The following is a 26,812-nucleotide window of genomic DNA, read 5'->3' as shown; positions in this document are numbered from 1 at the left end:
TCAATCCTCCCCTCGCAGAGCCCGAAGCTCCGCCAGAATTCTATCGAGCGTCGGCGTCACCTCCTCGTGGAGGATCTCGCGCACCCGATCCTCGGAGACCGCCTCGATCGGCGTAATCCTTTCGAGATCGGTCATGCTGTGGCCATCCCGGGTGCCGTTCGACGGTGGCGACGGGGTGGGTCCTGGAAAGGGGGCGGAGATTCATCGAGGAAATCGTTTGGGGTGACCACCCCGCCCGTGGCCTCAGCGATCCTGCGCATGAGGAACCTAGACGGCCGCCGGATGCCATGAACGAATCTGGTCACCGTCGGCTGGCTGCAGCCAAGGATGCCCGCGAACTGCTCGTGGGTAAGGCTATGCGCTTCGAGATAGTCGACCAGCTTCATACTGATGGATATACCGACATGGTATACTGCAATGCAAGCGTTTATTCCGTTCTGGACGTTACGTTGCCGGCGCCGAGCGGGCAATATATGCCAATGCGGTATTCACTCCAGCTCAAGAAGCTGCGCAACCTGCGTAAAATGACACAGAGCGCCTTGGCGGAGGCAGTCGGCGTGGAGCAGCCCACCATTCAGCGGTGGGAAAGCGGTGCTCGGACCCCGGACATGGCTGATATACTGCGGCTCGCCGCGGCGCTTGGAGTTGAGCCGGGGGAATTGTTCGCTGAGGGCCCGTTGGTGGCGTTGGGGCCGCGTCTGTATGTCAAAGGGGTGGTGGCTGCCGGCGTGTGGAAAGAGGTCTGGGAATATGAGCCCGATGAATGGGAGGTCTTCACGGGCAGAGCTGACGTCGCCGCGCCCGTCCGAGACAGGTTTGGGCTGCGCGTCGAGGGGGACAGCATGGATATTGTATATCCCCACGGCACGATCGTCGAATGCGTCGCATATTGGGGTGAGGCGGCGATCCCGAACGGAAAGCGCGTGGTCGTGCAGCGACGGCGCGTCAGTCAGGACTTCGAGACGACCGTGAAGGAATACCGGATCGACGGTGACGGGAGGGAGTGGCTCATTCCGCGGTCCAACAATCCCGCCTTCCAGCGGCCGATCGAGATCGGCCACGACGAGGATGACATCGAAGAGGTGCGGATCATTGCGCTCGTAGTGGGTTCATATCGACCCGAGTAGCCCTTTTCGGGCGTAATATTCTTCTTGGTGCTGCTGCATGGCGAGGACCCAGTTGGTCTCTTGATCCTGGATAATGCCGTCGGCTTCAATCAACTCGCGCACTGAAGAAATTAGCAATCGGGTGCTGCTGCGACTGCCGAAAATCGTCTCAAGAGATGCGAAAAATATCGAGGAATCTGGAGCAAGTCGCTTAGCATGATCCAGTATGGCCGCGACCGGAGGTTGCCCCTCCCAGTCCTTGCGCATCCAGAGCCTCTCAATGAAATTTGCCAAAGGCTCATCTTCGAGAGCGTGCCAATAGCCATCGCATCGAGCGATGAAGGAGAGGACATTCAGTCCAGCCACAAGCGTCCGCATCCGGCTGGGAGTGAGGCCCCAACCGCCGCTAGGCGCTCTCGCCTTGTCTGACGACTTGACAGCGAACCGGCTAAAATAACTGCCGTCCCCTATAACCTCGCCCGTGTGCGGGTCCGAGACCGCGCTTATTCTATCCACCCGGAAAGCGCGAAACCCCTTGGCTGCGTGGCAGATCGCGCCAATGGTGAGCCCGGTCCCATGCGCTCTCAGAGAGCGGCATGTAATGAGCCTTTCGCTCACCTCGCCACCACCGCTTGTATATCCAATGATGCAGGTGAAGCCCGATATCGGCTCCGCCTCGATCTGCTCTTCCTCGCCATCGGTGGAATTTGGCGCCGCAGGCTCCGGGGTGATGCGAAACTTCGGATGGATAGGAGGTAAGACGGAAATCCGCGCCGTATATTTCCCAATTTGAAGTTCCATTGGTGTTCCCCCTTCAATTTGAAGCTGGATCATTCCGGTTCCGTTTTGTAGCGCCGCGGCGGCATATCGAAATATGCCACAACGGTATTTCGATCTTGACCGGAAACATACCGTTGCGGTATGTCAAATCCACGAGCAGACCTCGGCGCGGTGCCGACGCGAGACGCTCGTTGGAGGACGTTTCATGCGATACGAAGGTCACTATAAGGGCGATCTCAGCCCCAGAAGCAGCGATGATATTTCCGGGCTGAAGAGTGTAAGCGGATCGCTCGACCTCCGCGGCACCAGCATCACCGCGCTGCCCGAGGGCCTCAGCGTCGGCGGCTGGCTCGACCTCAGCGGCACCAGCATCACCGCGCTGCCCGAGGGCCTCAGCGTCGGCGGCTGGCTCTACCTCAGCGACACCAGCATCACCGCGCTGCCCGAGGGCCTCAGCGTCGGCGGCTGGCTCGACCTCAGCGGCACCAGCATCACCGCGCTGCCCGAGGGCCTCAGCGTCGGCGGCTGGCTCGACCTCAGCGGCACCAGCATCACCGCGCTGCCCGAGGGCCTCAGCATCGGCGGATCGCTCGACCTCAGCGGCACCAGCATCACCGCGCTGCCCGAGGGCCTCAGCGTCGGCGGCTCGCTCGACCTCCGCGGCACCAGCATCACCGCGCTGCCCGAGGGCCTCAGCGTCGGCGGCTCGCTCGACCTCCGCGGCACCAGCATCACCGCGCTGCCCGAGGGCCTCAGCGTCGGCGGCTCGCTCGACCTCAGCGGCACCAGCATCACCGCGTGGGGCAATCTCACCGTGCGCGGACGCCCTGTCGCCGCCAAATCGGATGCCGATGCCCGGCTGCGCGAAGTCGCAAAAGCGGCACTCGCCGAACCGGACGCGCTGGTCATGGATCAGTGGCACTGCGGCACGGCGCATTGCATTGCCGGTTGGGCTGTCCACCTGGAAGGTTCCGACGGCTATCGGCTGGAAAAGGATACCGATACCGAGACGGCGGGCCTGCTCCTCCTCGGGCCGGCGGCGGCGGGCAAGTTCTACGCCAGCGAGGAGGGTGCCCGGAAGTATCTCGCCTCGGTGTTGGAGGCAGCGAGATGACCGCGCGACGGTCGACGGAGCCGGTCGAGGCGGCCTCCCTCTCGGTGGTATCGTCCGAACTGGCCTCCGCCTACATCCGCGAGAGCGAGGCCCGCCGGATCCTCACCCGGGCGCAGACCGATTATCTTGCCGCACGCGCTGCCCGAGAGGCTGCCGAGCGTCGCGAAGCGCAGGTTGCCCGGTGATGGCCGGCATCCATCCGCATGCGATCCACAGCGGCAGCGCGGTCCGCCGGGAAGCCGAACGGCGGGCGGCCAAGATGCCGATCACCCGCGGCGCCTGGCACTGGCTCTTCGCGCCCCGGCCCGCTCTGCCGGGCGAATGGGCCGCCTTCGCGGTCATGAACGCGATCACGATCGCGATCGTCGCCTGGGCGGTGCTCGGCTGATGCTTCCGCCGAAACGTCGATCGAAATCCGGTCGGGAGAACGACGGGCGGCGATGCCCCGCTCACGTCAGGTTCGTTCGGTCCCATGCGTGCTCCGTCAAGGGATGCCAGCAGGGGCCGATCGAGGTGGCCCACGTCCGCCGGGGCACCGGTGGCGGGATGGCGCTCAAGCCCTCCGACCGCTGGACCCTGAGCCTGTGCCAGGCCCACCACCGGCTCCAGCACGAGGCGGGCGAAGAATCTTTCGAGCAGATCACCGGCCTCGACATGCGCGCGATGGCCGAAGAATTCACCCGCCGGTCTCCGCACCGCCGGGAACTGGAGGCCATGCCGTGACCACTCTGGAAGAGCGCAAGCACGCGCTGATGTATGGGCAGAGGATCGCCCCGTCCAAGCTGGGCTCCTATCCGCGCCCGGCCATCACCTATCCCTTCGGGCAGGCAGGCGTCCCGATCCCGCCACCGGCCGCGATCTATCGCAAGACACAGGATGGCGAGCTGCTGAGCAAGATCGTCCGGAAGGCCTTCGGGGCCTGGGCGGCTGCCCAACTGCCCGAGGCCGAATGGGATGCGACCGCCGCGCTGCTGGCCGCCGACATCGACCAGCGGCGCCCGCCGGCCGACATGGAGGTTCTGGCGCGCTACGGCTTCGCCAAGCCGGTCGAACTGGCCTATGTCGACCTCCGCGGGGCCGTGACCTACAAGCCGGTCTGCCTCCAGCTGCCGGCACCGCGCACCGTCATGCACCTGGGAACGCACTTCGTTGCGGACCTCATCAAGTCCCCGCCGAGCCAGCACGCCCACGTCCCGGCCGAGACCATGGATTTCTTCCGGCGCTGGAACGAGGTCGCCCGCGCCGAGCGCGACCAGTTCACCAAGGCCAGCCAGTGGCCCGGTCAGTTCCGCGTCCACAATGGCCGTTGGCCGCGCTGGGCTGAGATCGAGGCCGAATGGCCCCGCATCGGCGAATGGCTCCAGGACCAGCGCAAGCAGGTGGCCGCATGAAGCTCCTCTCCACCCTCCGCCGCTGGCTCCGGTCGCTGATCACGCTTCCGGGCTGCTCCACCTGCCACGAGCTTCGCCGGTCCTCGGGCAACCGCTGGGCTGAGTGCGACACCTGCTGGGACGAACGCCAATGGTAATCGAACATGGCTCGCTAGGAGGCATCCATCTGGACGATCTCCAGGCCTGGGCTCGCGCCAAGATGCAGCGCCGGCCGGATTTCGTGATCGGCGACGATTATCTGCGCCGCTGGTGGATCGTCCCGCGCAATGAGGGCTGCAACGTCTACCTGCACGAGATCCTGCACAGCGACGACAATCGCGCGCTGCACGATCACCCATGGGACAATACGTCCTATGTGATCGATGGCGTCTATATCGAGATTACGCCGGCCGGCAGCTTCTACCGTGGGGCCGGCAGCATCGTCACCCGCCGCGCGACCGATGCCCACCGGCTGGTCGTCCCACCGGGCGGGCGGGCGGTCTCGCTGTTCATGACCGGGCCGAAACTGCGCGAGTGGGGATTCCACTGCCCGCAGGGCTGGCGGCAGTGGCAGGACTTCGTGGACGCCCGCGATGCCGGCCAGGTCGGGCGGGGGTGCGGCGAATGAGTAGCGTGTCACACAGCCGTCCGCCGCAGCCGGCGCCGGATCGGGGCGGCGGCCACTCCTGCCGCCCCGTGTCCGACGATTCGGCGCACCAGTGCTTCACGGTCGATTCGACTTCCTACCTGCGCAACCTCTATGACGAGGATCTGCGCGGACCGTGCATCGCCGTCCACTATCAGAAGCCGCCGACCAAAACAGAGACAGGCACATCGATCGGCCTTCGGTTCCCGATGCTGATCATGGCGCTCTACTTGGAGAAGCCCGACGAGGTAGCCCAGCGCGTCGCGGACATCCTGAACAAACATTGGGATGACTTCGATCAGGTGCCGGCATCGAGGGAGGGGGAGCGGTGATGCGCGTGCTGGACCTGTTCAGCGCCGCCGCCGGGGGCTGGTCTCTCGGCATGCACCGGGCCGGCTATCGCACGATGGCGGCCTGCGAGGTGATCCCGTGGCGGCGAGCGCTCTATTCCGAAAACAACCCCGGCGTGAAGGTCTATGATGACGTTCGATCCCTCAGCGCAGGCCGACTTCTCGACGATTTCGGATACCTTCCAGCCGTCATCGTCGGAAGCCCGCCCTGCCAGGACATCAGTAGCGCCAACACCAAGGGAAAAGGTGTCGAAGGCGAAAGGTCGGGCCTCTACTTCGAAGCCGTCCGCCTCATCGGAGAGTGCCGCCCTCGTTGGTTCGCTCTTGAGAACAGCGCTAATCTCCGAACTCGGGGCGCGGACGCCGTGCTCTCTGCTCTGGAGGCAATCGGCTACGCCTGCTGGCCGTTCGTGGTTCGTGCTGGAGACATCGGGGCCAACCATGAACGCCCCCGGTCCTGGCTCATCGGGTGCGATGTCGGGCAGCTTACTGCATACGCCAACGGCCATGGCGAACATGCACAATCCCAGCATGGAGAAATGGCCGTCGTGTCAGGGCTGGGCGTTGATCGCCACCCCGCGCAAGACGGATGCGGATCGGGGCTTCCGGGGCGATGTGCTGGCGCAGCTACAGGGGCAGAACAACCGGCATGCGGGGATGCTCTCCACGCCGCGAGCCTCGGACATGAAGGCGGGTGGCCACGGAGACACGGGCAGGATGGGCACGGTGCGCCACCAGTTGCAGCGGGCAACGATGCCGATACCATTGGCATCGGACCGAAAGGGCAGCTTGGGGGTGACGAGCAACGGCAAGGTGAAATCTCCGAACGTCCCGACCTTCCTGCGCGACCAGAAATGGCAATATGCTCGCCAGATCGCCGCGGTGCTGTCGGATCACGGGCTGACTGGTCCCTCGATGACCTTGCCCGTCACATACGGGTGGATGATGGGCTATCCGCCTGGGTGGCTGGCACTCGCGTTGCGGTCGGCGGTCCAAAAGGGACTTCTGCCGCCTCCCTCATCGTCGAAGCGTTCGGCGATGCCGTCGTCCCACAGATCCCCGAAGCGATAGGCCGCGCGATCCTGCGCACGGAAGCTGCGCTGGCGGCCGTTTACGAAAGGATCGCAGCATGACGCGCGCGCCATCCGACCGAGCGCTGCGGTTTGCCTATGCCGATCCGCCCTATCTGGGCGTGGCCGAAAAGTTCTATGGCCACCTTCACCCCGACGCCGCAGACTATGATGACCCTACGGCGCACGAAGCGCTGATCGAACGGATGACGGCAGAGTTCGACGGCTGGGCCATGTCCCTCAGTCTGCCATCACTGCGCACGATCCTGCCGATGTGCCCGCCGGATGCACGCATCGGGGCGTGGGTCAAGCCATTCGCTTCGTTCAAGAAGAACGTCACCCGCGCCTGGGCATGGGAGCCGATCATCCTGTGGGGAGGCAGGCCGATCCCGGTCTCTCAGCCGACGCAGCGTGACTGGATCGAGGCTCCTGCGATCGCGGAGAGCATCACGCTTCGGCGTGGCTTTACCGGCGCGAAGCCCGCCGCCGTTTGCAGATGGATTTTCGACTGGCTCAATATGCGGCCTGACGACGAGTTCGTGGATCTGTTTCCCGGATCGGGCGCCGTCACGGAAGCCTATCACGACTGGCTCGCCGGCCAGACCGGGGTTTGCCAGATCGGGATGTTCGCAACGGAGGGCGCGATATGACGAAATCCGACCGAGCGCCGGTGACGCAGGCTGATCGCGAGGCGGCGGCGGCTTGGGCCAAGCTGAACGGTCGAAATCACCAAGCGGCGAACATTAGACGCGGCTCATGTGATGATGCTCCCATCGTCCAAGCCTTCGCCCGCCACCGCATCGCGGCGCTGGAAGCGGCCGCCGAAGTAGCCCGCGATCGGCACGAACAATGGCGGATGCCACACCCCGGCGATGCTCGGCCCGGTGAAGTCTGCGACGACATTTCGGCGTGCCGCGACATCGCCGCCGCCATCCTCTCCCTGAAAGGACAGTCAGATGACCAAGATCGAGGAAGCGGTCATGTGGGCGGTGAAGCATGTCACGGCCTGACCCCATCCAGGCGCGCTATCGGGCCGGCATGAACGCGATAGCCGGGGCGCTCGACCAGCAGTTCAACGGAGACGCCCGTCCGCGCAAGATCGCATTCGTTCTGCTGGTCGCGGAGTTCGGCCAGATCGACGGTGGTCGGGTCAACTACATCAGCAACGCTGATCGCGCTGACACCATCAGCATGATGAAGGAGTGGATCGCGCGGGCCGAAGGGCGATATCAGGAAGGAGGTCGGGCCTGATGACCGATGACACCGCGCTGCGGGAGATGGTGCGAGCAGCAAAGCGCTACGTAGAGTGCTCTATCGATCCTGCTTTGTCTCCCTTCATCCGCGAAAATGGACGCTACGGCACGAAGTCGCCATGGAGCGAACTTCGGGAGGCGATTGCTCCCGCCGAAGTTACCCTCACATCCCCCACCCCGGCGCAACCTGTGCAATCCGTGCACCAGTTCGATGCCGACGACATGGAAGCTGTCGGCCGATCGCTGATGGAAACGATCGAATCCAATCGCTCGCACCCGCTGTTGAAGGATTGGGCGCCGACGGACGATCCGGCGGAGATCGTCGCGGATCTGCTGAACGCCTACGACGAAAAGCTCGCCCCAGCACAGCCCGAGGATGTGGTCGAGCGGGTGGCGAGGGCGCTCTACGCCTGCGAAAAGGAACGGTCGGACCATACGGGCAAAGTGCTGTCCGCCGCAAAAGGTCATCCGGTAAATTTCCGCATGGAGCCCTGGGATGATGTGGCGGAACTGTATCGGGGAGACGCCCGTGCAGCCATCGCTGCGGCAGGAGGGCGGTGATGATCCAGCCCAACGAGCGGGATGCGGTGGTGGCGTGGCTGCGGAGGCTCGCCAGTCAATCACGCACGCCAGAAATCCTCGCATTCTGGGGCGACCCGTTCAAGCGCGACGGACAATTGCTTTGCGTTGAATTGGCCGATGCCATCGAGCGCGGCGAGCATCTCAAGGGGCAAGGAAATGGATGAGATCGCGAAGATCGCGGCGGGGCTGAGCGAGGCGGAGGTCAATGCGCTGCTGGCGTTCAGCCTGACAGGATCGGCCGGGACGATCGAGGCCAAGCCCGGCGATCGCTTCATATGGTGGGACGGCACCGAATGGGAGATCATCGGCCTCACCGAGGGTTGGGATTACAGCCCGGCCGGCTTGGGCGGCTGCCCCAGCGTGGCCCTGCGCCTTGTCGGCGGTGATGCCGACCCGATCACGCGCCGCTTCATGGATGGCGACATCTCCGTGTGGTGCGGGGACAGCGTCGCCAGCGGCCTGATCCGCTCCCGGAAGGACGTCCACCTCATGAAGGACGAGGGAAGATGAGCGGGAAGGGTCGATTCTATTGGCCGAGCGACGATTACAGCGTGCCGGCCGACAACCTTTGCTTCCACATCCCGCCATCGCCGGATGCAGATCATCGGTGCATCCGTCCTGCGGGACATCCCGGCCGGCACCAGTATGTCATCGCGACGTGGGGCGCTATTCGAGACTATTCGCACAAGGACCCTCACCCATGATGCTCGCTCTAGCCGCCGCCGTGGCGCTGACCGGGTGCGTGGCCACCGATGGCGATACCGTTCGCTGCGGCGATCAGCGCATCCGCCTGCTCGGGATCGACGCCCCGGAGATGCCCGGACACTGCCGGCGCGGGCGGATCTGTGCCCCCGGCGATCCGATCACCAGCAAGGCCAGCCTAGCGGCCGCCCTGACCCTCGGACCCATCCGGTTCGAGCAGGTGACGACAGATCGATATGGCCGGGCCGTGGGGATCGTCTGGGCTGGGAACGTCAACACGTCCTGCTGGCAGCTTCGCCGCGGGCAGGCCGTCTATCGCAAGGATTGGGATCATCGAGGGGTGATCGGGAGGTGTGTCGCGTGAATCACCAACGCTCAATGACTGCGCGGGAGCAAAATCTTGCCGTGCTCGCGGCGCTGCCGCCGGCCGACAATTCTAATGACCGCCTGATTCCCTTCGCCCGCGTCGAGCAGATCGCGGGGCTGAAGCGGACGCGGATCTACAAGCTGATCCGAGAGGGCAAGTTCCCGAAGCCCTATAAGCCGGGCGGGTTCGGCTCGCGGTGGAGCGAAGCCGAGGTCCGCGCCTGGCTGGAGGCCGTCAAGCAGGCAGCCTAAGCGGCCAGCCGCCCCGGCCCCGTTGCCGCATATCTGATCGGCTTGCCCAGATGCTCTGCCGGATCGCAGAGATCGGCGCCGATCAGGTCGGCATACTCGCAAGCAAGCTCGCGGCGCCGGTCCATATATCCTGCCCGATTGTAGGCCGTCTCCGAGCCGGATTTTCCTTCAGGGACATGCGCGAGCATCAGGTCGATGACCTCCCGGTCGCCATCTTTCCGCTCGGAGAGCGGCCGGTCATTCATATAGGTCGAGAAGGCTGCCCGAAATCCATGCGGCACATGGCGCTGATAATAGCCGGCGCGGATCAGCAGCGCGCGCAGCGTGTTTTCGCTGATCGGCTTGTGCAGGTGGCGCTCACCGGGGAAGACATAGGGCAGGCCAGCCGATAGCAGCCACATCACGCGCAGGACGGCCACCGCCTGGGGCGCCAGCGGCACCAGATGGTCGCCGAACTCTTCGGCCTTCCGCTCGTCGTCGCCCTTCATCCGCGCCGCCGGGATGCGCCAGAGCGCCTCGGGCGCGGGGGCATGCGGGTTGCCCCAGTCGATCCCCTCGAACTCCGCCCACGAGGCAAAGCGCAGTTCGTTCGACCGGACGGCGGTGAACGCCAGAAAGCGCAAAGCGAGCTTGGTGCTCGCCCGGCAGCGCTCTGCTTCGCATTTCGCCAGCATGTCCTTGATGGCCCGCAGGCGATCCTCCTGCTTCTGGATGCCGTCGATGACCGAGGGCTGCGGCTTCGAGCGCGGCTTCTTCGCGAGCGCCTTGCCCAGGCTCGCCGCCGGGTCAGCCCCGCACAGGCCGGCAGCGATACCATAGACGAATACCCCGGAAATCCGCTGCCGAAGGCGATGCGCGGTCTCGATCGCGCCGCGAGCCTCTACCTCCTGCAGCACTTCGAGAAGCAGAGGCGCGCGCGCCTCCAACGACCGAATCGGCAGACTGCCGATCGACGGGAAGACGTCGCTTTCGAGGCTTTTCAGGACGTCGGCGCTATGGACCGCCGACCATGGCGCGGGCTTTTTCGTCCAATGCCGGGCAGCCTTCCACGACCATTTGTCGCTATTCGCCGCGCGATATTCGCGCAGCTTCTCCAGCGACCAGCCGCTGTTCAACTCGAACCATTTTTCGGCGACCGACTCGAAGGTGTTCGCGTCGGATTGGGCCTGCTCCTTTCTGGCCACGCGGCGCTCGATCGCCGGGTCGCGCCCGGTGCTGAGGATCTTCTTCGCGGCATCCCGCGCGGCCCGCGCCTCCGCGAGCGTCATGGTAGGGTAGGAGCCGAAGCTCAGCGTCTTTTGCTTTTGCGTCGACGGGGCCACATAATTCATGCGCCAGTGCCGACCGCCGGCCGGGCTGACGTAGAGATAGAGCTGGCCTGAATCTCCCAGCTTGTAGGGCTTGTCCTTCGGCTTCGCCGCCTTGACCTTCGCGTCCGTCAGCACCCATCAGCTCCGATACCATGGTCTGGCATGGTCGATACCATGCGTAATGCCATGCCAGAAGGAGAACGCCAGCGCACAACTCCGCACGACATGCAGGCCGAGAAGCCAGGATTTCCGCGAGAAAATCAAGCCCAGTGAACAGGAGAGAATAGGAAAAAACGGCTAGATGGCGGAGACGGAGGGATTCGAACCCTCGGTACCAGTAATCCCGGTACGGCGGTTTAGCAAACCGCTGGTTTCAGCCACTCACCCACGTCTCCGGGAAAGGCCAGCGGCGGTTTTCCTAGGGTTGCCCGATCGATTGGTCAACGAGGAAAACGCTGACCGCGAAAAATCTACCAGTCTGTGGCGGCACGCCAGGCGGCGCAATATGTTCCTGACTTGTTCGAGTTTGATGCCCGCCCCATTGCGCCCTCGACCGCCGGCATAAGCAGGTCCGCGACAACGATATAATCCGGCGGTGTGCGGTGGACGCCGTCCGATAAATAATCGCTACGACTCGGATCGGCGCGGCATCGACTCGGGTGATCGCCCGTTCATTGCCGGGCAAGGGTGAAAGGCGCTAGATTCACGCGCTTGTCGTTCCCGGGGGATGTTTGATGCCGAAATTCCTTGTTTCCTGCGCGCTTGGGCTGGGCGTGGCCGCGCTTGGGCTGGCGACGCCGGCATCGGCGCAGGTCCGCACCGTCGATCCCAACCAGGCGATCCAGGCGGATGTCACCCCGGTGCCCGCCGACGAAGCCGGCTACGGCACCAACGTAACCGCGCCGGCGCCCGCCGCCGATCCGGTTCCGGCGGAGACCGCCGCCGGCGCCGCGCCCGTCGCGCAGGAAAACGCCACCTATCAGGAAAATGACGTGCTGGCGGCGGCCGAGGGCGTGTTCGGCAAGGGCGCCGAGGGGCTGGCGAAGATGATCGAGGGCATCCTGAAGGACCAGGGCGAGCCCAACGGCTATATCGTCGGCCGCGAGGCCGGCGGCGCGCTGGCGATCGGCGTGCGTTACGGTTCGGGCACGATGTTCCACAAGGTGGAGGGCCAGCGTCCGGTCTATTGGACCGGCCCGTCGGTCGGCTTCGACATCGGCGCGAACGGCGCCAAGACGTTCGTGCTGGTCTACAACCTCTACGACAGCCAGGAACTTTACCAGCGCTTCCCCGCGGTCGAGGGCACCGCCTATGTCGTCGGCGGCTTCACGGCCAGCTATCTGCGGCGCGGCGACGTGGTGCTGATTCCGATCCGGCTGGGCGTCGGCTGGCGGCTGGGCGCCAATGTCGGCTATATGAAGTTCACCGAGAAATCGAGCATCCTGCCGTTTTGACGGAATCCGGCCGGCGCGCGGAATTCTTCCCGCGTCCCGGCGGAAACGTGCCGGCCGCCGAAATCACGGCCGATAGGTCGCCTCGAACCGCACCGGCCGGCCGCTCGCGGCATTGGCGAGCGCGCCTTCCCACATCACCCGCCGGCCGCGGATGATCGTGCCGACCGGCTTGCCGGTCAGCGCCATGCCGGTGAAGGGGGACCAGCCGCACTTGGAGGCGAGCCAGCTTTCTTCCACCGTCCAGCGCGCCTTCAGGTCGACGATCGAGAAATCCGCGTCATAGCCCGACGCGATCCGGCCCTTGGTCACCAGCCCGAACACGCGCTGCGGCCCGGCCGACGTCAGGTCCACCAGCCGCTCCAGGCTCAACCGACCATTGGCGACATGGTCCAACATCAGCGGCAGCAGGGTCTGCACCCCCGGCATGCCGGATGGCGATGCGGGATAGGGCTTCGCCTTCTCCTCGCGCAGATGGGGCGCGTGATCCGATCCGATCACGTCCGGCACGCCCTGGTTCAGCCAGAACCATAGCCCGTCGCGATGCGCGCCAGACCGGATCGGCGGGTTCATCTGGGCATAGGTGCCGATCCGGGGATAGGCCTCCTCGCCCGCCAGCGTCAGGTGCTGGGGCGTCACCTCGCAGCTCGCAATATCCTTGTGCCGGGCGATATATTCCAGCTCCGCCGGCGTCGTGACGTGTAGGATGTGGATGCGCCGCCCCGTCTTGCGGGCGAGCGCGATGATCCGCCTCGTCGCCAGCAGCGCGCTCTCGTCGTCGCGCCACACCGGATGGGAGGAGGGATCGCCCTCGATCCGCTCGCCCAGCCGGGCGTTCATCCGCGCCTCGTCCTCGGCATGGATCGCCACGCGGCGGCTGCCCGATCGCAGCACGCGCTCCAGCTGGTCGTCCTCGGCCACCAGCAGGCTGCCCGTGGAGGCGCCCATGAAGATCTTGATGCCGGCGGCGCCCGGCAGCCGTTCCAGCTCCGCGCAGCGATCGGCATTCTCGGCGGTGGCGCCGACATAGAAGGCATGGTCGCACCACATCCGCCCTTCGGCGCGGGAAAGCTTGTCGGCCAGCGCCTCGGGCGTATCGGTATTGGGCTTGGTGTTCGGCATCTCGAACACCGCGGTGACGCCGCCCAGCACGGCGGCGCGGCTGCCGCTTTCCAGATCCTCCTTGGCCTCCAGCCCCGGCTCGCGGAAATGGACCTGGCTGTCGATCACGCCGGGCAGGATGGTGAGGCCGGCGCAGTCGATCGTCTCGCCGCCGTCGCCCACCTGGCCGATCCGGTCGATTCGCCCGTCCGTAACCCCGATATCCGCCAGCACCGGGCCGCCCGGAGTCCAGACCGTGCCGTTCTTCAGGATCAGATCATGGGTGGGCATGGCGCTTTCCTTTCGTCGCCGGGCTTCCTAACTCTTGGCGATGCCGCATACCACCCCGCACACGCATCTCGCCGACCGCGCCGTCATCCGCCTTTCGGGCGAGGATGTGCGCGGCTTCCTCCAGGGCCTCGTCACCAGCGACGTTTCGGGGCCGCTCCCCGTCTGGGCCGGGCTGCTGACGCCGCAGGGCAAGGCGCTGTTCGATTTCATCCTCTGGGCGGACGGCGATGACCTGCTGGTCGATTGCGAGGCCGATCAGGCCGACGCGCTGGCTCGCCGCCTCACCATCTATCGCCTGCGCCGGCCGATCACGATCGCGCGCGATGCCACGCTGGGTGTCCATTGGGCGCCGGATGGAGTGGAAGGCGTGCCCGATCCGCGCCTGGCCGCGCTCGGCCGCCGCTGGATCGCCCCCGTTCCCGGCGGCGAAAGCGATGCCCCGGCCCGCTGGCGCGCCCATCGCCTTGCCCTTGGCGTCACCGAAGGCGTGGCCGAACTGGGGCAGGACAAGACGCTCTGGCTGGAGGCCAATGCCCGCGAACTGAACGGCGTCAGCTTCACCAAGGGCTGCTATGTCGGGCAGGAGAATACCGCGCGCATGCACCACCGGTCCAAGGTGAACCGCCGGCTGGTGGTGTTGCCGCTGGGTGATGGCGCGACGGTGGATTTCCGCGCCGCTTATCCCGATCTCGGCCTGGGCGTCGCCTTCCGCCGCGTGGAAACGCTCGATCCCGCCGCGCTCCCCGCCTGGCTCGCCGCCGCGATCGCGGCCTGAGCGCGCGCCCGCAACCTATCCTCGCGCCGCGCCAGTTCCTCATAACGGCAGAGCGGTGGCGCCTCGTCGGTAGGCTCGCTGTCGGCGGTATCGGCCATGGCCGGATGCTATCGCCAATCCGGCCTTCGCGCCATGGCGCGCGGACAAGTTCGGATTTGCATCAGTGCCGGGTGGGGAGGTCCGCGCAGCGCCCCGAAGCCCGGTGCCGGGGATTGTCCGCGCGGCCCGGCGCGACGGACCGTCGGGCATGCCAAGTTCCACCAAGTTTGCGGACACTCGGATGTCGCTTCCCCGGATATTCGATAAGTCGCGCTAATCCCTCGCCCATTGGCTCCGTTCGGCCAGCCGCCAAGGGCGGTCAATCCGGCTGTCGATGACGGGCAGGGCTCTTTTGAACTTTACTGTTCAAGAGCTGAAAAGTCGATGTGGTGATTGCATCGCGCACTGGACACCCGGAGATGGAATCAAATAGATTATAAATTCAGATGCGGAATCTTAGGCGCGTTACAGGCTCTAAAAGGGGACGTGGCGGCATGCGGAAGATGGGCTTTGTGGGTCGTTTCGGGAATGACGCGCCAAAACGCTTGAACGTTCCTGAAGTTCCATTTGATCCGACACTTTTCTTCCGCCGGGGAGCGCAGGCGAGAAAATCGGCGTTGCGTTGCGCGGGGAGCCGGCTCGTTCCGCAGCCGTCCGGCGGTCCGGGCCACCGTGCGGGGCTGTCACTGGCAGCCGGGCTGGCCCTCATCACCGCGCCTTCCGCATCCTGGGCCGCCTGCACCGGCACGACCGTGATCACCTGCACGGGCACGACCAACCAGCGCGTCGGCAACGGCCCCGGCCAGGTGGATGGGACGAGCGTAACGATAGCGGCCAATGCCCGGCTCAACGGGAGGAGCGATAACGCCATCAGCCTGCGGGACAATGCCACCATAACGCTGCAGAACAATGCCCGCGTGACCAACTCGGCCACCGGCAATGGGGACGGTCAATATGGGGCCGGGCTGAATACGATCGAGTTCAGGTCGAACGGCACCCTCACGATCGGCACGGGCGCCTCCGTGGAAGCGCTGGGAGATCAGACCAGAGGCGAGCCCATCAATGTGATGGGCGCCGGCAACAGCATCATCAATCGCGGATCGATCATCTCGACCAACGGTGCGGCGATCTGGTTCGAGGACACGGTTGTCGGCAGCGGCAACCGGATCGACAATTACGGCACGATCACCACGAGGGTGAGTGCCAGTGCCAATGTGATCGGCAATAACGGGACCAGCGACGTCACCTTCATCAATCGGACGGGAGGCAGGGTCGAAGGCAGCCTGTCTTTCGCTGGCGGCAATGACAGCCTGACGCTGGAAGCCGGGTCGACCATCACCGGCAGTTTCAACGGCGGCGGCGGGACGAATACGCTGACCTTGAGTGGCGGGGCGGGCTCGTCCGATAGCCTGTCGGGCGATATCCGCAATTTTCAGACCTTGACCAAAAGCGGCGAGGGGCGCTGGACGCTGACCGGCGCGGTCGGCGCCAATGGCGGCAACGCCGCGCTTCAGGTTCTCGTGAATCAGGGCACGCTGGCGCTGACCGGCAACAACCAGAATTTCAACGGTAGTGTCACGGTCGCCAGTGCGGGGATTCTGGAGGCGCGCGCGCAGAGCCTGCCGCTGACGATTACCGATAACGGCCTGGTGCGTTTCGTGCAGGATTCGGATGGCGCCTATTCGGGCGTCATCTCCGGCAGCGGGTCCGTCGAGAAGACGCTGGGCGGCACGCTGACCCTGGCGGGAACCAGCAGCTATTCGGGCGGCACCACGATCAACGCCGGCACGGTGCGGATTTCGTCCAACGCCAATCTCGGCGCCCCGACGGGCGGACTTGTTCTGAACGGAGGCACGCTCGCTTCGACGGCCAATATCACCACGGCGCGCGCCACGACGATCGGTGCGGCCGGGGGCGCCCTGGCGCCGGATGCCGGCACCACGCTGACCCATAACGGCGCGATCACGGGGCCGGGAACGCTGACGAAGCAGGGGGGGCGGCACGCTCGTCCTGACGGCGGTCAACGGCTATCAGGGCGGCACCAATATCGCGGCGGGAACTTTGCAGATCGGCGCCGACGCCAACCTCGGCGCCGCGGGGACCGGGCTGACGTTCAACGGCGGCACGCTGCGCACCACCACCACCATGGCAACGGCACGCGGGGCCGTGATCAATGCGGCCGGCGGCACGCTCGAAACCCAGGGAAACACCACCCTTACCTATGATGGTCTGATCTCCGGGGCGGGGGCGCTCGGCAAAAGCGGGGCCGGCACGCTCGTGCTGACGGCCGCAAACCAGTATGCGGGCGGCACGAAGGTGACGGGCGGCGTCGTCCAGATCACGAGCGACACCAATCTCGGCGCCGCGGGTGGCGCCCTGACGCTCGACGGGGGAACGCTCCGCACCGGCACCGACATCACGATCGGACGCGCCGGGGTGATGGGTGCGGCGGGCGGGACGTTCGATACCACCGCCGGCACGCTCACCTATGAAGGCGTGATTTCGGGCAACGGCGGGCTGACCGCCACGGGGGCGGGCGGCAATCTGGTGCTGACCGGGGCCAACAGCTATCGGGGCGCGACGACGGTCGATGCCGGCTATCTGATCGTCAATGGCGACCAGACCCAGGCGACCGGCCTCACCACGGTCGGCAACGGTGCGCGCCTCAGCGGCAAGGGGATCATCGGCGGCAGCGTCCAGGTAGGGAATGGCGGCATTTTCGCGCCGGGTTCGGAGCCATTCACGCCGGCGACGCTCACGATCAACGGCGATCTGGCATTCAGCAATAATTCTAATATCTTCTACGATATCCAGGATACGGCGGTGGGCGGATCGCTCAACGATCTGACCATCGTGAAGGGAAACCTCACGCTCGACGGCGTCATCAACGTGCATGACCAAGGGCAGGATCTGGGGCCGGGCGTCTATCGCATCATCAACTATAGCGGTAACTTGATCGATAATGGGCTGGAGATCGGCCAATATCAGTCGGCGCCCGGAACGTCGGGGCGGCCGCTGGACAATTTCAGCGTCCAGACCGCCATTCCGGGCCAGGTCAACCTGATCAACACCACGGGATTGTCGCTGAATTATTGGGACGGCAGGGACGGGCCGAAGAATAATGGTGCCATCAACGGCGGCGACGGCCAGTGGGTGAGAGCGGGAGAAGCCGCCACATCCAACTGGACCGATGCGGACGGCGGCGTGAACGCGCCATGGAGCGACGGCCAGTTCGCGATCTTCCAGGGTTCGTCCGGCATCGTCACCATCAGCCATCAAGATGGAGCCGTCACGGCATCGGGCATGCAGTTCGGCGTGGATGGCTATCTCCTTAACGGAGAGGCGCTCCTGCTGGTGGATTCCAGCGCCGCGCCCGGAGAGGCGACCATCCGCGTGGGCAACGGCGGCGCGGCAGGCATGACCGCGACGATCAACGCACAGCTTACCGGCGATGTGCTGCTCCGCAAAACGGATGCCGGCACGCTCGTGCTGAACGGCGTGAACACCTATACGGGCGGCACCCGCATCGAGGGCGGCGTGATCCAGATCGCGAGCGATCAGGCGCTCGGTGTGGTATCCGGGAGCCTCACGCTCGACAGCGGCACGATCCGGACCATGGCCAGCATGAGCGCGTCGCGCGATGCCGTCCTGAACAGCGGCGGCGGCACCGTGGATGTGTTCGGAGCGACCACGCTCACGCTCAACAATGCCATCACCGGCGTCGGCGCGCTGACCAAGGCCGGTGATGGCACGCTGCAATTGCTGGCCGGAAACAGCTATGCCGGCGGCACCACGATCAGCGCGGGCAAGCTGCAACTGGGCAATGGCGGCACCACCGGCAGCATCCTTGGCGACGTGATCAACAATGCCGCATTCGCGGTCAATCGTTCCGATACGTTGACATTCGGCGGCACGATATCCGGGACGGGCCGGTTCGAGCAGGCCGGCACCGGCACGACGATCCTGACGGCTGATAGCCGCTACACCGGCGGCACCACGATCAGCGCCGGCGCGCTCCAACTCGGCAATGGCGGCCTGTCCGGGGGCATCACCGGCGACATCGTGAACAACGGCACGCTTGTCTTCAATCGCGGCGACATGACCCGTGCCACTGCACTGACGCTGGATGGCGTCATTTCGGGAACGGGCGGGCTGGTTGATATCGGCTCAGGCATCACGGTGCTGACGGGCAACAACAGTTACAAGGGCACCACCGATATCCGCAGCGGCTATCTGTTCGTGAACGGCGATCAGAGCGAGGCGACGGGACTGACCACCGTGGCCGCCAATGCGCGGCTGAGCGGACACGGCACGATCGGCGGCAATGTGCACGTGGCCGATAACGGCATATTGGCACCGGGATATGAGCCCTTCACGCCGGCGACGCTGACGATCAACGGCGATCTGGTGCTGAGCGACAATTCGAACCTCTTCTACAATATCGGGGATACCAGCGTCGGCGGGCGGCTGAACGATCTTACGGTCGTGCACGGCAATCTCACGCTGGATGGCGTGATCAACGTTCTGGACCAGCAGCAGAATCTGGGCGCGGGGGTTTACCGCATCATCAATTATGACGGCGATTTGATCGATCGTGGCCTGCGGATCGGAACATATATGTCCGATCCGGACACGCCTTCGGGCCGGCCGTTCGAGGGCTTCAGCGTTCAGACGTCCATTCGCGGCCAGGTGAATCTGATCAACACGATCGGCGTATCCCTGAACTATTGGGACGGCGCGGACGGACCGAAGAATGATGGAATCGTTCAGGGGGGCGACGGCAGATGGGTGAAGGCCGGGCCGGCCTCCACCTCGAACTGGACCGATCCGGATGGACGCATCAACGCGCCCTGGGCGGATGGCCAGTTCGCCGTCTTCGTCCGTTCGGCCGGGACGGTGACGATCGATCACGCCGATGGCCAGGTGACGGCATCCGGCATGCAGTTCGGCGTGGACGGCTATGTGCTCGACGGCGCCGCGCTCACCCTTGTGGGATCGAGCGATGCGCCGGGCGTCGCGACCATCCGTGTCGGTGACGGCACGACGGGCGGCGCAGGCATGACCGCCACGATCAATGCCGAACTGACGGGAGCCGTGCAGGTCCGCAAGACGGACGCCGGCACGCTCGTGCTGAACGGCGTCAACACCTATACGGGCGGCACGCTGATCGAGGGCGGCGTGATCGAGATCAGCAACGATGCAAGCCTTGGCGCGGCATCCGGTGCCCTCACGCTCGATGGCGGCACGATAAGGGTGGCGCAGAATATCGTCGCGGGCCATGCCGCGATCCTGGGCGCCAATGGCGGCACGATCGAAACGCAGACGGCCGGCGGCACGGCGACCACGCTCGATATCGGATCGGCCATCACGGGCAATGGCGCGCTGACCAAGGCCGGCAGCGGCATCCTCCGCCTGACGGCCGACAGCAGCTATACCGGTGGCACCACGATCAGCGCCGGAACGCTGCAACTGGGCAATGGCGGGACGACCGGCAGCATCCTCGGCGATATCGTCGACAATGGCGTGCTGGCGGTCAATCGGTCGAACGACCTGACCTTGAGCGGCATCATTTCCGGCTCGGGAAGCCTGGAGCAGGCCGGCACGGGCCGGACCGTCGTCACCGCCGAAAACACCTATACCGGCGGCACCACGATCAGCGCGGGCACGTTGCAGATCGGCGATGGCGGCACCACCGGCCATATCGTCGGCGACATTCTGAACAATGGCACGCTGATCGTGAACCGATCCGACACCAAGCTGACGCCGGGCAAGATTTCGGGCACGGGCAATCTGATCCAGGCGGGTTCGGGCACCCTCGTGCTGCAGGCCGACAATGATTATACCGGCGGCACGAGCATCGCGCTGGGCATCCTGCAGCTGGGCGATGGCGGCACGAGCGGCAGTATCGTCGGCGATGTCGAGAATGATTCGATCCTGGCGTTCAATCGATCCGATACCCATATTTTCGCAGGGTCCATCGCGGGCACGGGTGAACTGAGGCAGATCGGGACCGGCACGACCATCCTCACCGGTGCGAGCGGTTATCGTGGCGGCACTTTCATCCAACAGGGCACGTTGCAGATCGGCGACGGGGGCACGACGGGCAGCATCGTCGGCGATGTCTTCAACGACGGCACCATCGCCATCGATCGGCAGGACGATCTTACCTATATCGGCAGCATCGTCGGAACCGGATCGGCCATCAAGCGCGGTGGCGGCACGCTGACCCTCACCGGCAACAGCACCTATACGGGCGGCACCACGATCGAGGAAGGCGTGCTGCGCCTGGGCAATGGCGGCACGAGCGGCAGCATCCTCGGCGACATCACCGACAATGGCGGGCTGGTGATCGACCGGTCGGACGCTCTGCTGCTCACCGGCACGATTTCGGGAAGCGGGTCATTCGAACAGGCGGGCACGGGCCGGACCATCCTGCAGGCCGACAACAGCTACACCGGCGGCACGACGATCAGCGGCGGCGTCCTGGAAATCGGCAATGGCGGCACCACCGGCTCGGTCCTCGGCGATATCGTCGACAATGCCACCCTCATCATGAACCGCGCGGACACCGTATCGCTCGACGGAACGGTATCGGGCACGGGCCAGCTGATCCAGGACGGGCTGGGCACGCTGATCCTCACCGGAACCAACAGTTATGAGGGCGGCACCGCGATCGAAGCCGGCGTCCTCCAGATTTCGAGCGACGCCAATCTCGGCGCGGCTTCGGGCGGGCTGCGGATGGCCGACGCGACGCTGCGCACCACGGCGGACATCGATACCGATCGCGCCACGGTGCTGGCCCAGGGCGGCGGCGTCTTCGATGTCGTGACCGGCACGACGCTGGCCCATGGCGGCGATATCCAAGGTGCGGGCGGCCTCACCAAGATCGGCGGCGGCACGCTGAGGCTCGACGGCACCAACGGCTATAAGGGGCCGACGAACGTGTCGGCGGGCACGCTCCTCGTCGATGGCGACCAGAGCGAGGCGACGGAACGCACCACCGTCGCTTCCGGCGCGACCTTGGGAGGCGGCGGCACGATCGGCGGCAGCGTCGATATCCTGAGCGGCGGCATATTGGCGCCCGGCGGCGCCAACGGCCCCGGCACGCTCACCATCAACGGCGGCCTCAACCTCGCCTCCGGCACCATCCTGAACTATGATTTCGGCGCGGCGGACGTGCCTGGCGGCCCGCTCAACGATCTTGCGGTCGTGAAGGGCGATCTCGTGCTCGACGGCACGATCAACATATCCGTTCCGGCGGGCGGCCGCTTCACCGCCGGCGTCTACCGGGTGTTCGATTATGCCGGCGCGCTGATCAATAACGGCCTGGATATCGGCATCATCCCCGCCAACGGATATTTCGTGCAGACCTCCGTCGCCAACGAGGTGAATCTGGTCGTCACGGACGGCCTCACCTTCCGTTTCTGGGATGGCGATGCCGGGCCGAAGAATGACGGCGCGATCAACGGCGGAAACGGTGTCTGGCAGCACGTCACCGGAAACGACAATTGGACGGACGAGGGCGGCACGCCCAATGCCGGCTTCACGGATTCGGCCTTCGCGGTTTTCCAGGGCGATGCGGGAACGGTGACCGTCGATGCCTCGCTGGGCGACATCAACGTATCCGGCATGCAGTTCACGACCGACGGCTATGTGATCGAGGGCGATCCCATCCATCTGGCGGGAAGCACCAATACGATCATCCGCGTGGGTGACGGCACCACCAACGGCATCGGCATGACCACTACCATCGCGTCCGTCCTCACCGGCGATTCCACGCTGGCAAAGACGGATGTCGGCATACTGATCCTGCAAGGCGCCAACGATTATACCGGCGGCACCACCGTCGCGGCGGGCGCGCTTTATGTCGATGGCAATCAGGGCGCGGCGAATGGCTCCACCAGCGTTTCGGCCAATGCCACGCTGGGCGGGGCCGGCACGATCGGCGGCAGCGTCACCCTGGCGGACGGCGCCATCCTCACGCCCGGCAGCCTCGGCGCCGCGCCGGGAATGCTTACGATCGGCGGGGATCTGGCGCTCGCGGCGGGATCGACGCTGGACTACAGCTTCGGCCAGGCCGGCGTCATCGGCGGCCCGTTCAACGACCTGACCGTCGTCGGCGGCGATGTGACGCTGGACGGCGCCATCGACGTGACATTGACGCCCGGCGGCGCACTCGATCCCGGCGTCTACCGGGTGATAAGCTATGGCGGGGCGCTGGTGGACAACGGGCTGGCGATCGGATCGACGCCTTCCCCCGGCTTCGTGGTGCAGACCTCCGTCGCCAAGCAGGTCAATCTGGTCAACACGTCGGGCCTCACCCTCAATTATTGGGACGGCGCGGCGGGCGGCCGCAATGACGGGGCGATCACCGGCGGCGACGGCGTGTGGCAGAACCGCGACGGCAACGACAATTGGACCACGGTTTCCGGCACGCCCAACGCGCCGTTCGCCGATGCCAGCTTTGCCGTCTTCATGGGGCAGGGCGGCACGGTGACGGTCGATGGCGGGCTGGGGCCGATCGCCGTTTCGGGCATGCAGTTCGCCGTCGGCGGCTATGCGATCGAAGGCGATGCGGTCGATCTGGTCGGGGACAATGCGGTCATCCGGGTCGGTGACGGCACCGCCGCCGGCGCGCAGATGGTCGCCACGATCGATTCCGTCCTCGGCGGCACGGCGTCGCTGGCCAAATCCGATCTCGGCACGCTGATCCTGACGGCCGCCAACAATTATACCGGCGGCACCGCCATCAACGGCGGCGTGATCGAGATAGCGAGCGACCGCAATCTGGGCGCGGCGGCGGGGGCGTTGAGCTTCAACGGCGGCACGTTGCGCACCACGGCGGACATCGTATCGAACCGCGCGACCACGCTCGGCCTCGCGGGAGGAACGCTGGAGACGGCCGCTGGCACGAGCCTGACGTTCGCGGGCGCGATCAGCGGCGGCGGCGGGCTCACCAAGGCAGGGGGCGGCACGCTGCTGCTGACCGCTGACAATGATTATGCCGGCGGCACCACGATCGCGGCCGGCACGCTGCAACTGGGCAATGGCGGCGCGAGCGGCGCCATCCAGGGGGATATCGCCAACAACGGAACGCTCGTCGTCGATCGATCCGGCCGGCTCGTGCTGGGCGGGGTGATCTCCGGCACCGGGGCCTTCGTGCAGGCGGGCACCGGCACGACCGTGCTGACCGGCGCCAACAGCTATGCCGGGCCGACGACCATATCCTCGGGCACGCTGCTGGTGAATGGCGATCAGAGCGCGGCCACCGGCGCGACGGCTGTCGCTGCCGGGGCGACGCTGGGCGGCACCGGCGCCGTGGGCGGCAATGTCACGATCGCCGGCGCGGGCATGCTCGCGCCGGGCGATGGCGGGGTGGGGACGCTGACCATCAATGGCGATCTTGCGCTCGGCAGCGGTTCCTCCCTGAAATATGATTTCGGGCAGGCCAATGTCGTCGGCGGACCGCTGAACGACCTGACCGTGGTGAAGGGCGATCTCGTGCTGGACGGCACGATCGATGTGGCGCTGGCTCCCGGCGGCAGCATCGACCCCGGCATCTATCGCGTCATCAGCTATGCGGGCGATCTCACCAATGCCGGGCTGGAAATCGGGGCGATGCCCTCGCCCGGCTTCCTCGTGCAGACCTCGATCGCCCATCAGGTCAACCTGGTGAACACCGCCGGACTGACGCTCGATTTCTGGGACGGCGCGGCCGGCCCCAAGAATGACGGCGTCATCAACGGCGGCGATGGCGTGTGGCAGGCGTCGGGCAACGACAATTGGACCACGGCCAGCGGCACGCCCAACGCCCCCTTCCAGGATGCGGCCTTCGCCGTCTTCCAGGGAACGGCGGGGGCGGTGACCGTCGATACGTCGCTCGGCCCGGTCAATGTTTCCGGCATGCAGTTCGCGACAGACGGCTATGGGATCGCGGAAGGATCGATCAATCTGGTTGGTGCCGGGCTTGCCACCATCCGCGTCGGCGACGGCACCGCCGATGGCGCCGGCATGACCGCGACGATCGGATCGGTGCTGGCAGGCAGCGCGGGCCTCGCCAAGACGGATCTCGGCACGCTGATCCTGTCCGGCCAGAACAGCTATGCCGGCGGCACCGCGATCAACGGCGGGGTGCTCCAGATATCGGGCGATGCCAATCTGGGCGCGGCGGGCGGGGCGCTGGCCATCAACGGCGCCACGCTGCGCACCACCGCCGATCTTTCCAGCAGCCGCGCGACGACGCTGGGCGCCGCGGGCGGCACGATCGAGACGGCGGGCGGCACCACCTTCGCGCTGGACGGCACGGTGGGCGGCGATGGCGGGCTGACCAAGATCGGGGAGGGCACGCTGACGCTGGGCGGGGCCAACGGCTATGCCGGCGGCACGCTGGTGAATGCGGGCACGCTCCGCATCTCGGGCGACGCGAACCTCGGTGCCGCGGCCGGCGGGCTGACGCTCGATGGCGGCACGCTCAACACGACGGCCGATATCGCGACCGCGCGCGCCTTCACCCTGGCGGCGGCCGGCGGCACGATCGACACGGCGGGCGGCACGGCGCTGACCCTGCAATCGGCGCTGTCGGGGCCGGGCGCGCTGGCGAAGGCCGGTGACGGCACGCTTATCCTGCTGGCGGACAATGATTATGCCGGCCCCACCAATATCCTCGCCGGGACATTGGCGGTGGGGGATGCCGATCATGAGGCGGCGTCCATAGCCAGCGCCGTCACCGTTGGGGCAGGCGGCACGCTGGGCGGCTATGGCACCGTCAACGGCGCGGTCGACAATCGCGGCACCATCGCCGTTGCCGATGCGGTGGCGCGCTTTGCCGCCGCCGGCCCCGGCCAGTTCACGATCAACGGCACGCTCACCAATGCCGGCCTTGCCGATCTGGCCGGCGCGAACGCGGGCAATCGCCTGATCGTGTCCAGCTATGTCGGGCAGGGCGGCACCCTTCACCTGAACAGCGTGCTGGAAGGCGATGCTTCCCCGACCGATCAACTGGTGATCGCCGGCGGCACGGCGACGGGCAGCACCGGCATCAGGATCACCAATGCCGGCGGGCTGGGCGCGGCAACCCCCGGCAACGGGATCGAGGTGGTCGTGGCGGCCGGCGGCGCCACGACGGCGGCGGCGGCCTTCGCCCTGGATGGGCGCGCCATTGCCGGGCCTTATGAATATAAGCTGTTCAGGGGCGGACGTGACGGCAGCGATCCCGAATCCTGGTTCCTGCGGTCCGAACTGGAAGATGGCCCGCCGGAACCGCCGCTCTACCGGCCGGAGGTGCCGACCTATACGGTGACGCCTTCGATGGCGCTGATGTATGGCCGCGACCTGCTGGGAACGCTGCACGATCGGGTGGGTGACGAGGCGCCCCTGCTGGACGGCGCGGGGCGGGGCGGAGCCGCCAGCGGCGTCTGGGGCCGCTTCATGGCGCAGCGCGACAAATGGGATGCGGAACCCGGCGGCGTCTATAACGAAGGGCCGGCCTTCAGGGCCAATGTCCGCGCCTTCCAGGTCGGCGTGGATCTGTGGCGGGGCGGCACGCCGGGCAAGAGCCTGACCGTCGCCGGCCTATATGGCGCGGTCGGCTGGAACGAGGGGATCGTGAAGGATCACGATCTTTCCTATGCCGGCCAGGTGAAGTTCGATGCCTATACGGTGGCGGGCTACGCAACCCATTATGGGCCGGGCGGCTGGTATGTGGACGGCGTCGTCCAGGCGACGTGGTACAAGGTGCGCGCCGGATCGGTTTCTCCCGACGACATGAAGACAGACGGCACGGGCATCGCCGTGTCGCTGGAAACGGGCTATCCGGTGCGCCTCGGCGGCGGCTTCAGCATCGAGCCGCAGGCGCAGCTCATCTATCAGCATCTCGACCTGGACGACAGCGCGGACATGGCCGCCGACGTTCAATTCGACAAGGCCGAGGCGCTGACCGGCCGGATGGGCCTGCGGCTGCTGCACAATGGCGAGCGGCCCGGACGTGACGGGCCGCGCCCGATCGCCACCTGGCTGAGGGCGAATGTCTGGCGCGAATTCAACGCCGATCCCCGGACGTCCTTCTCCTCCGAGGATGGGCCGGTGCCGTTCCGGTCGAACATCAAGGCGACCTGGGCTGAATTCGGGGCCGGCGTGTCGACCGAGGTTACGCGCGGCGCCACGCTGTTCGGTAGCGGATCGTGGCAGACGGCCTTCGGGCAGGAGACCAAATCCTGGGGCCTGCGCGCCGGCTTGCGCTTCAACTGGTGAGGATA

The 26,812-nt window shown here is 66.1% G+C and carries 26 protein-coding genes, 1 tRNA gene and 2 pseudogenes; 23 read left to right on the top strand and 6 right to left on the bottom strand.

Annotated elements, in window-relative coordinates:
* Both G432_RS24260 and G432_RS24405 read right to left on the bottom strand, forming a co-directional pair.
* Nucleotides 1-135 carry a hypothetical protein gene (locus G432_RS24260; RefSeq protein WP_269078701.1) on the bottom strand — a complete coding sequence of 45 codons (135 nt, stop codon included), beginning with the start codon at nt 133-135 and terminating at the stop codon, nt 1-3.
* Nucleotides 132-386, bottom strand: coding sequence for a helix-turn-helix domain-containing protein (locus G432_RS24405; protein WP_015457757.1), 255 nt, complete (start codon nt 384-386; stop codon nt 132-134). Before G432_RS24405 ends, G432_RS24260 begins: the two co-directional genes overlap by 4 nt.
* Between G432_RS24405 and G432_RS05115 the strand changes: the two genes are divergently transcribed.
* Nucleotides 288-1,127, top strand: a complete 840-nt coding sequence (locus tag G432_RS05115) for a helix-turn-helix domain-containing protein (RefSeq protein WP_015457756.1) — start codon at nt 288-290, stop codon at nt 1,125-1,127. The two genes, G432_RS24405 and G432_RS05115, sit on opposite strands and share 99 nt — an antisense overlap.
* Here the strand turns inward: G432_RS05115 and G432_RS05110 are convergent.
* A complete protein-coding gene (locus G432_RS05110; RefSeq protein ID WP_144061992.1) occupies nt 1,110-1,940 on the bottom strand; it encodes a hypothetical protein in 831 nt (276 codons plus the stop codon). The genes G432_RS05115 and G432_RS05110 overlap by 18 nt on opposite strands.
* 151 nt (nt 1,941-2,091) lie before the next feature.
* Between G432_RS05110 and G432_RS23660 the strand changes: the two genes are divergently transcribed.
* The 18 genes and pseudogenes from G432_RS23660 (at nt 2,092) to G432_RS05040 (ending at nt 9,591) form a co-directional block, all read left to right on the top strand.
* Nucleotides 2,092-3,000: a leucine-rich repeat domain-containing protein gene (locus G432_RS23660; RefSeq protein WP_015457754.1), complete on the top strand. Its 909-nt coding sequence runs from the start codon at nt 2,092-2,094 to the stop codon at nt 2,998-3,000.
* A complete protein-coding gene (locus G432_RS05100; RefSeq protein WP_015457753.1) occupies nt 2,997-3,185 on the top strand; it encodes a hypothetical protein in 189 nt (62 codons plus the stop codon). The genes G432_RS23660 and G432_RS05100 overlap by 4 nt, the downstream gene beginning before the upstream one ends.
* Nucleotides 3,185-3,388 carry a hypothetical protein gene (locus tag G432_RS05095; RefSeq protein WP_015457752.1) on the top strand — a complete coding sequence of 68 codons (204 nt, stop codon included), beginning with the start codon at nt 3,185-3,187 and terminating at the stop codon, nt 3,386-3,388. Before G432_RS05100 ends, G432_RS05095 begins: the two co-directional genes overlap by 1 nt.
* A complete protein-coding gene (locus G432_RS24400) occupies nt 3,322-3,723 on the top strand; it encodes a DUF968 domain-containing protein (RefSeq protein ID WP_443024288.1) in 402 nt (133 codons plus the stop codon). Before G432_RS05095 ends, G432_RS24400 begins: the two co-directional genes overlap by 67 nt.
* Complete coding sequence (locus G432_RS05085) at nt 3,720-4,391, top strand: hypothetical protein (RefSeq protein WP_144061991.1); 672 nt, start codon at nt 3,720-3,722, stop codon at nt 4,389-4,391. Before G432_RS24400 ends, G432_RS05085 begins: the two co-directional genes overlap by 4 nt.
* Nucleotides 4,388-4,528: a hypothetical protein gene (locus tag G432_RS23650; RefSeq protein WP_187294030.1), complete on the top strand. Its 141-nt coding sequence runs from the start codon at nt 4,388-4,390 to the stop codon at nt 4,526-4,528. The genes G432_RS05085 and G432_RS23650 overlap by 4 nt, the downstream gene beginning before the upstream one ends.
* Nucleotides 4,522-4,998 carry a hypothetical protein gene (locus G432_RS05080; protein WP_015457749.1) on the top strand — a complete coding sequence of 159 codons (477 nt, stop codon included), beginning with the start codon at nt 4,522-4,524 and terminating at the stop codon, nt 4,996-4,998. The genes G432_RS23650 and G432_RS05080 overlap by 7 nt, the downstream gene beginning before the upstream one ends.
* Nucleotides 4,995-5,348 (top strand): hypothetical protein, encoded by a 354-nt coding sequence (locus tag G432_RS05075; RefSeq protein ID WP_144061990.1) that lies wholly within the window; start codon nt 4,995-4,997, stop codon nt 5,346-5,348. Before G432_RS05080 ends, G432_RS05075 begins: the two co-directional genes overlap by 4 nt.
* Nucleotides 5,348-5,794: pseudogene (locus G432_RS24395) on the top strand (DNA cytosine methyltransferase); the annotation flags it as partial. The gene G432_RS05075 and the pseudogene G432_RS24395, both read left to right, overlap by 1 nt.
* 79 nt (nt 5,795-5,873) lie before the next feature.
* Complete coding sequence (locus G432_RS24040) at nt 5,874-6,437, top strand: hypothetical protein (RefSeq protein ID WP_051128703.1); 564 nt, start codon at nt 5,874-5,876, stop codon at nt 6,435-6,437.
* Between the two features lie 58 nt (nt 6,438-6,495).
* Nucleotides 6,496-7,086 carry a hypothetical protein gene (locus G432_RS05065; protein ID WP_015457746.1) on the top strand — a complete coding sequence of 197 codons (591 nt, stop codon included), beginning with the start codon at nt 6,496-6,498 and terminating at the stop codon, nt 7,084-7,086.
* Nucleotides 7,083-7,478 carry a hypothetical protein gene (locus G432_RS23140; RefSeq protein WP_144061989.1) on the top strand — a complete coding sequence of 132 codons (396 nt, stop codon included), beginning with the start codon at nt 7,083-7,085 and terminating at the stop codon, nt 7,476-7,478. The genes G432_RS05065 and G432_RS23140 overlap by 4 nt, the downstream gene beginning before the upstream one ends.
* Entirely contained in the window at nt 7,475-7,687 is a 213-nt protein-coding gene (locus G432_RS05060; protein WP_202192025.1) for a hypothetical protein, read from the top strand. Before G432_RS23140 ends, G432_RS05060 begins: the two co-directional genes overlap by 4 nt.
* Nucleotides 7,687-8,250: a hypothetical protein gene (locus tag G432_RS05055; RefSeq protein WP_015457744.1), complete on the top strand. Its 564-nt coding sequence runs from the start codon at nt 7,687-7,689 to the stop codon at nt 8,248-8,250. Before G432_RS05060 ends, G432_RS05055 begins: the two co-directional genes overlap by 1 nt.
* Nucleotides 8,250-8,435: a hypothetical protein gene (locus tag G432_RS23135; RefSeq protein ID WP_015457743.1), complete on the top strand. Its 186-nt coding sequence runs from the start codon at nt 8,250-8,252 to the stop codon at nt 8,433-8,435. Before G432_RS05055 ends, G432_RS23135 begins: the two co-directional genes overlap by 1 nt.
* A complete protein-coding gene (locus tag G432_RS05050) occupies nt 8,428-8,781 on the top strand; it encodes a hypothetical protein (RefSeq protein ID WP_015457742.1) in 354 nt (117 codons plus the stop codon). The genes G432_RS23135 and G432_RS05050 overlap by 8 nt, the downstream gene beginning before the upstream one ends.
* Before the next feature lie 190 nt (nt 8,782-8,971).
* Nucleotides 8,972-9,337: a thermonuclease family protein gene (locus tag G432_RS05045; RefSeq protein WP_015457741.1), complete on the top strand. Its 366-nt coding sequence runs from the start codon at nt 8,972-8,974 to the stop codon at nt 9,335-9,337.
* A 14-nt stretch (nt 9,338-9,351) separates the two neighbouring features.
* Nucleotides 9,352-9,591 carry a helix-turn-helix transcriptional regulator gene (locus G432_RS05040; RefSeq protein ID WP_015457740.1) on the top strand — a complete coding sequence of 80 codons (240 nt, stop codon included), beginning with the start codon at nt 9,352-9,354 and terminating at the stop codon, nt 9,589-9,591.
* Here the strand turns inward: G432_RS05040 and G432_RS05035 are convergent.
* Both G432_RS05035 and G432_RS05030 read right to left on the bottom strand, forming a co-directional pair.
* Nucleotides 9,588-11,036 (bottom strand): tyrosine-type recombinase/integrase, encoded by a 1,449-nt coding sequence (locus tag G432_RS05035; protein WP_015457739.1) that lies wholly within the window; start codon nt 11,034-11,036, stop codon nt 9,588-9,590. The two genes, G432_RS05040 and G432_RS05035, sit on opposite strands and share 4 nt — an antisense overlap.
* A 167-nt stretch (nt 11,037-11,203) precedes the next feature.
* Nucleotides 11,204-11,296, bottom strand: a tRNA-Ser gene (locus G432_RS05030).
* A 339-nt stretch (nt 11,297-11,635) separates the two neighbouring features.
* On the opposite strand from G432_RS05030, the gene G432_RS05025 reads away from it, so the two are divergent.
* Nucleotides 11,636-12,355, top strand: a complete 720-nt coding sequence (locus tag G432_RS05025) for a DUF1134 domain-containing protein (protein WP_015457738.1) — start codon at nt 11,636-11,638, stop codon at nt 12,353-12,355.
* 63 nt (nt 12,356-12,418) lie between these two features.
* On the opposite strand, the gene G432_RS05020 is transcribed toward G432_RS05025, so the two are convergent.
* Nucleotides 12,419-13,744, bottom strand: a complete 1,326-nt coding sequence (locus tag G432_RS05020) for a dihydroorotase (RefSeq protein WP_015457737.1) — start codon at nt 13,742-13,744, stop codon at nt 12,419-12,421.
* 40 nt (nt 13,745-13,784) lie between these two features.
* Here G432_RS05020 and ygfZ point away from each other — a divergent pair, with 40 nt between their 5' ends.
* The 3 genes and pseudogenes from ygfZ to G432_RS23130 all read left to right on the top strand — a co-directional run bounded on the left by ygfZ (nt 13,785) and on the right by G432_RS23130 (nt 26,807).
* Complete coding sequence (ygfZ, locus tag G432_RS05015) at nt 13,785-14,519, top strand: CAF17-like 4Fe-4S cluster assembly/insertion protein YgfZ (protein WP_015457736.1); 735 nt, start codon at nt 13,785-13,787, stop codon at nt 14,517-14,519.
* Between the two features lie 485 nt (nt 14,520-15,004).
* Nucleotides 15,005-16,324, top strand: a pseudogene (locus G432_RS24035) (hypothetical protein); the annotation flags it as partial.
* Between the two features lie 295 nt (nt 16,325-16,619).
* Complete coding sequence (locus G432_RS23130) at nt 16,620-26,807, top strand: autotransporter-associated beta strand repeat-containing protein (RefSeq protein ID WP_015457735.1); 10,188 nt, start codon at nt 16,620-16,622, stop codon at nt 26,805-26,807.
* Nucleotides 26,808-26,812: the final 5 nt, after the last annotated feature.

Origin of the sequence: Sphingomonas sp. MM-1 (assembly GCF_000347675.2) — a bacterium.
Taxonomy (GTDB): Bacteria; Pseudomonadota; Alphaproteobacteria; order Sphingomonadales; family Sphingomonadaceae; genus Sphingomonas_E; species Sphingomonas_E fennica.
This window is presented reverse-complemented; position numbering and strand designations above follow the sequence as displayed.

Excerpts from the sequence above, each read along its gene's own strand:
- G432_RS05060 (WP_202192025.1), top strand. The coding sequence starts at position 7,475 with ATGAACGCGATAGCCGGGGCGCTCGACCAGCAGTTCAACGGAGACGCC.
- G432_RS23660 (WP_015457754.1), top strand. The coding sequence starts at position 2,092 with ATGCGATACGAAGGTCACTATAAGGGCGATCTCAGCCCCAGAAGCAGC.
- G432_RS05040 (WP_015457740.1), top strand. The coding sequence starts at position 9,352 with ATGACTGCGCGGGAGCAAAATCTTGCCGTGCTCGCGGCGCTGCCGCCG.
- G432_RS05020 (WP_015457737.1), bottom strand. The coding sequence starts at position 13,744 with ATGCCCACCCATGATCTGATCCTGAAGAACGGCACGGTCTGGACTCCG.
- G432_RS05065 (WP_015457746.1), top strand. The coding sequence starts at position 6,496 with ATGACGCGCGCGCCATCCGACCGAGCGCTGCGGTTTGCCTATGCCGAT.
- ygfZ (WP_015457736.1), top strand. The coding sequence starts at position 13,785 with ATGCCGCATACCACCCCGCACACGCATCTCGCCGACCGCGCCGTCATC.
- G432_RS23140 (WP_144061989.1), top strand. The coding sequence starts at position 7,083 with ATGACGAAATCCGACCGAGCGCCGGTGACGCAGGCTGATCGCGAGGCG.
- G432_RS05100 (WP_015457753.1), top strand. The coding sequence starts at position 2,997 with ATGACCGCGCGACGGTCGACGGAGCCGGTCGAGGCGGCCTCCCTCTCG.
- G432_RS05080 (WP_015457749.1), top strand. The coding sequence starts at position 4,522 with ATGGTAATCGAACATGGCTCGCTAGGAGGCATCCATCTGGACGATCTC.
- G432_RS24260 (WP_269078701.1), bottom strand. The coding sequence starts at position 135 with ATGACCGATCTCGAAAGGATTACGCCGATCGAGGCGGTCTCCGAGGAT.
- G432_RS24405 (WP_015457757.1), bottom strand. The coding sequence starts at position 386 with ATGAAGCTGGTCGACTATCTCGAAGCGCATAGCCTTACCCACGAGCAG.
- G432_RS05055 (WP_015457744.1), top strand. The coding sequence starts at position 7,687 with ATGACCGATGACACCGCGCTGCGGGAGATGGTGCGAGCAGCAAAGCGC.
- G432_RS23135 (WP_015457743.1), top strand. The coding sequence starts at position 8,250 with ATGATCCAGCCCAACGAGCGGGATGCGGTGGTGGCGTGGCTGCGGAGG.
- G432_RS23650 (WP_187294030.1), top strand. The coding sequence starts at position 4,388 with ATGAAGCTCCTCTCCACCCTCCGCCGCTGGCTCCGGTCGCTGATCACG.
- G432_RS24040 (WP_051128703.1), top strand. The coding sequence starts at position 5,874 with ATGGCGAACATGCACAATCCCAGCATGGAGAAATGGCCGTCGTGTCAG.
- G432_RS05110 (WP_144061992.1), bottom strand. The coding sequence starts at position 1,940 with ATGATCCAGCTTCAAATTGAAGGGGGAACACCAATGGAACTTCAAATT.
- G432_RS05075 (WP_144061990.1), top strand. The coding sequence starts at position 4,995 with ATGAGTAGCGTGTCACACAGCCGTCCGCCGCAGCCGGCGCCGGATCGG.
- G432_RS05045 (WP_015457741.1), top strand. The coding sequence starts at position 8,972 with ATGATGCTCGCTCTAGCCGCCGCCGTGGCGCTGACCGGGTGCGTGGCC.
- G432_RS05050 (WP_015457742.1), top strand. The coding sequence starts at position 8,428 with ATGGATGAGATCGCGAAGATCGCGGCGGGGCTGAGCGAGGCGGAGGTC.
- G432_RS05095 (WP_015457752.1), top strand. The coding sequence starts at position 3,185 with ATGGCCGGCATCCATCCGCATGCGATCCACAGCGGCAGCGCGGTCCGC.
- G432_RS24400 (WP_443024288.1), top strand. The coding sequence starts at position 3,322 with ATGGGCCGCCTTCGCGGTCATGAACGCGATCACGATCGCGATCGTCGC.
- G432_RS05115 (WP_015457756.1), top strand. The coding sequence starts at position 288 with ATGAACGAATCTGGTCACCGTCGGCTGGCTGCAGCCAAGGATGCCCGC.
- G432_RS05025 (WP_015457738.1), top strand. The coding sequence starts at position 11,636 with ATGCCGAAATTCCTTGTTTCCTGCGCGCTTGGGCTGGGCGTGGCCGCG.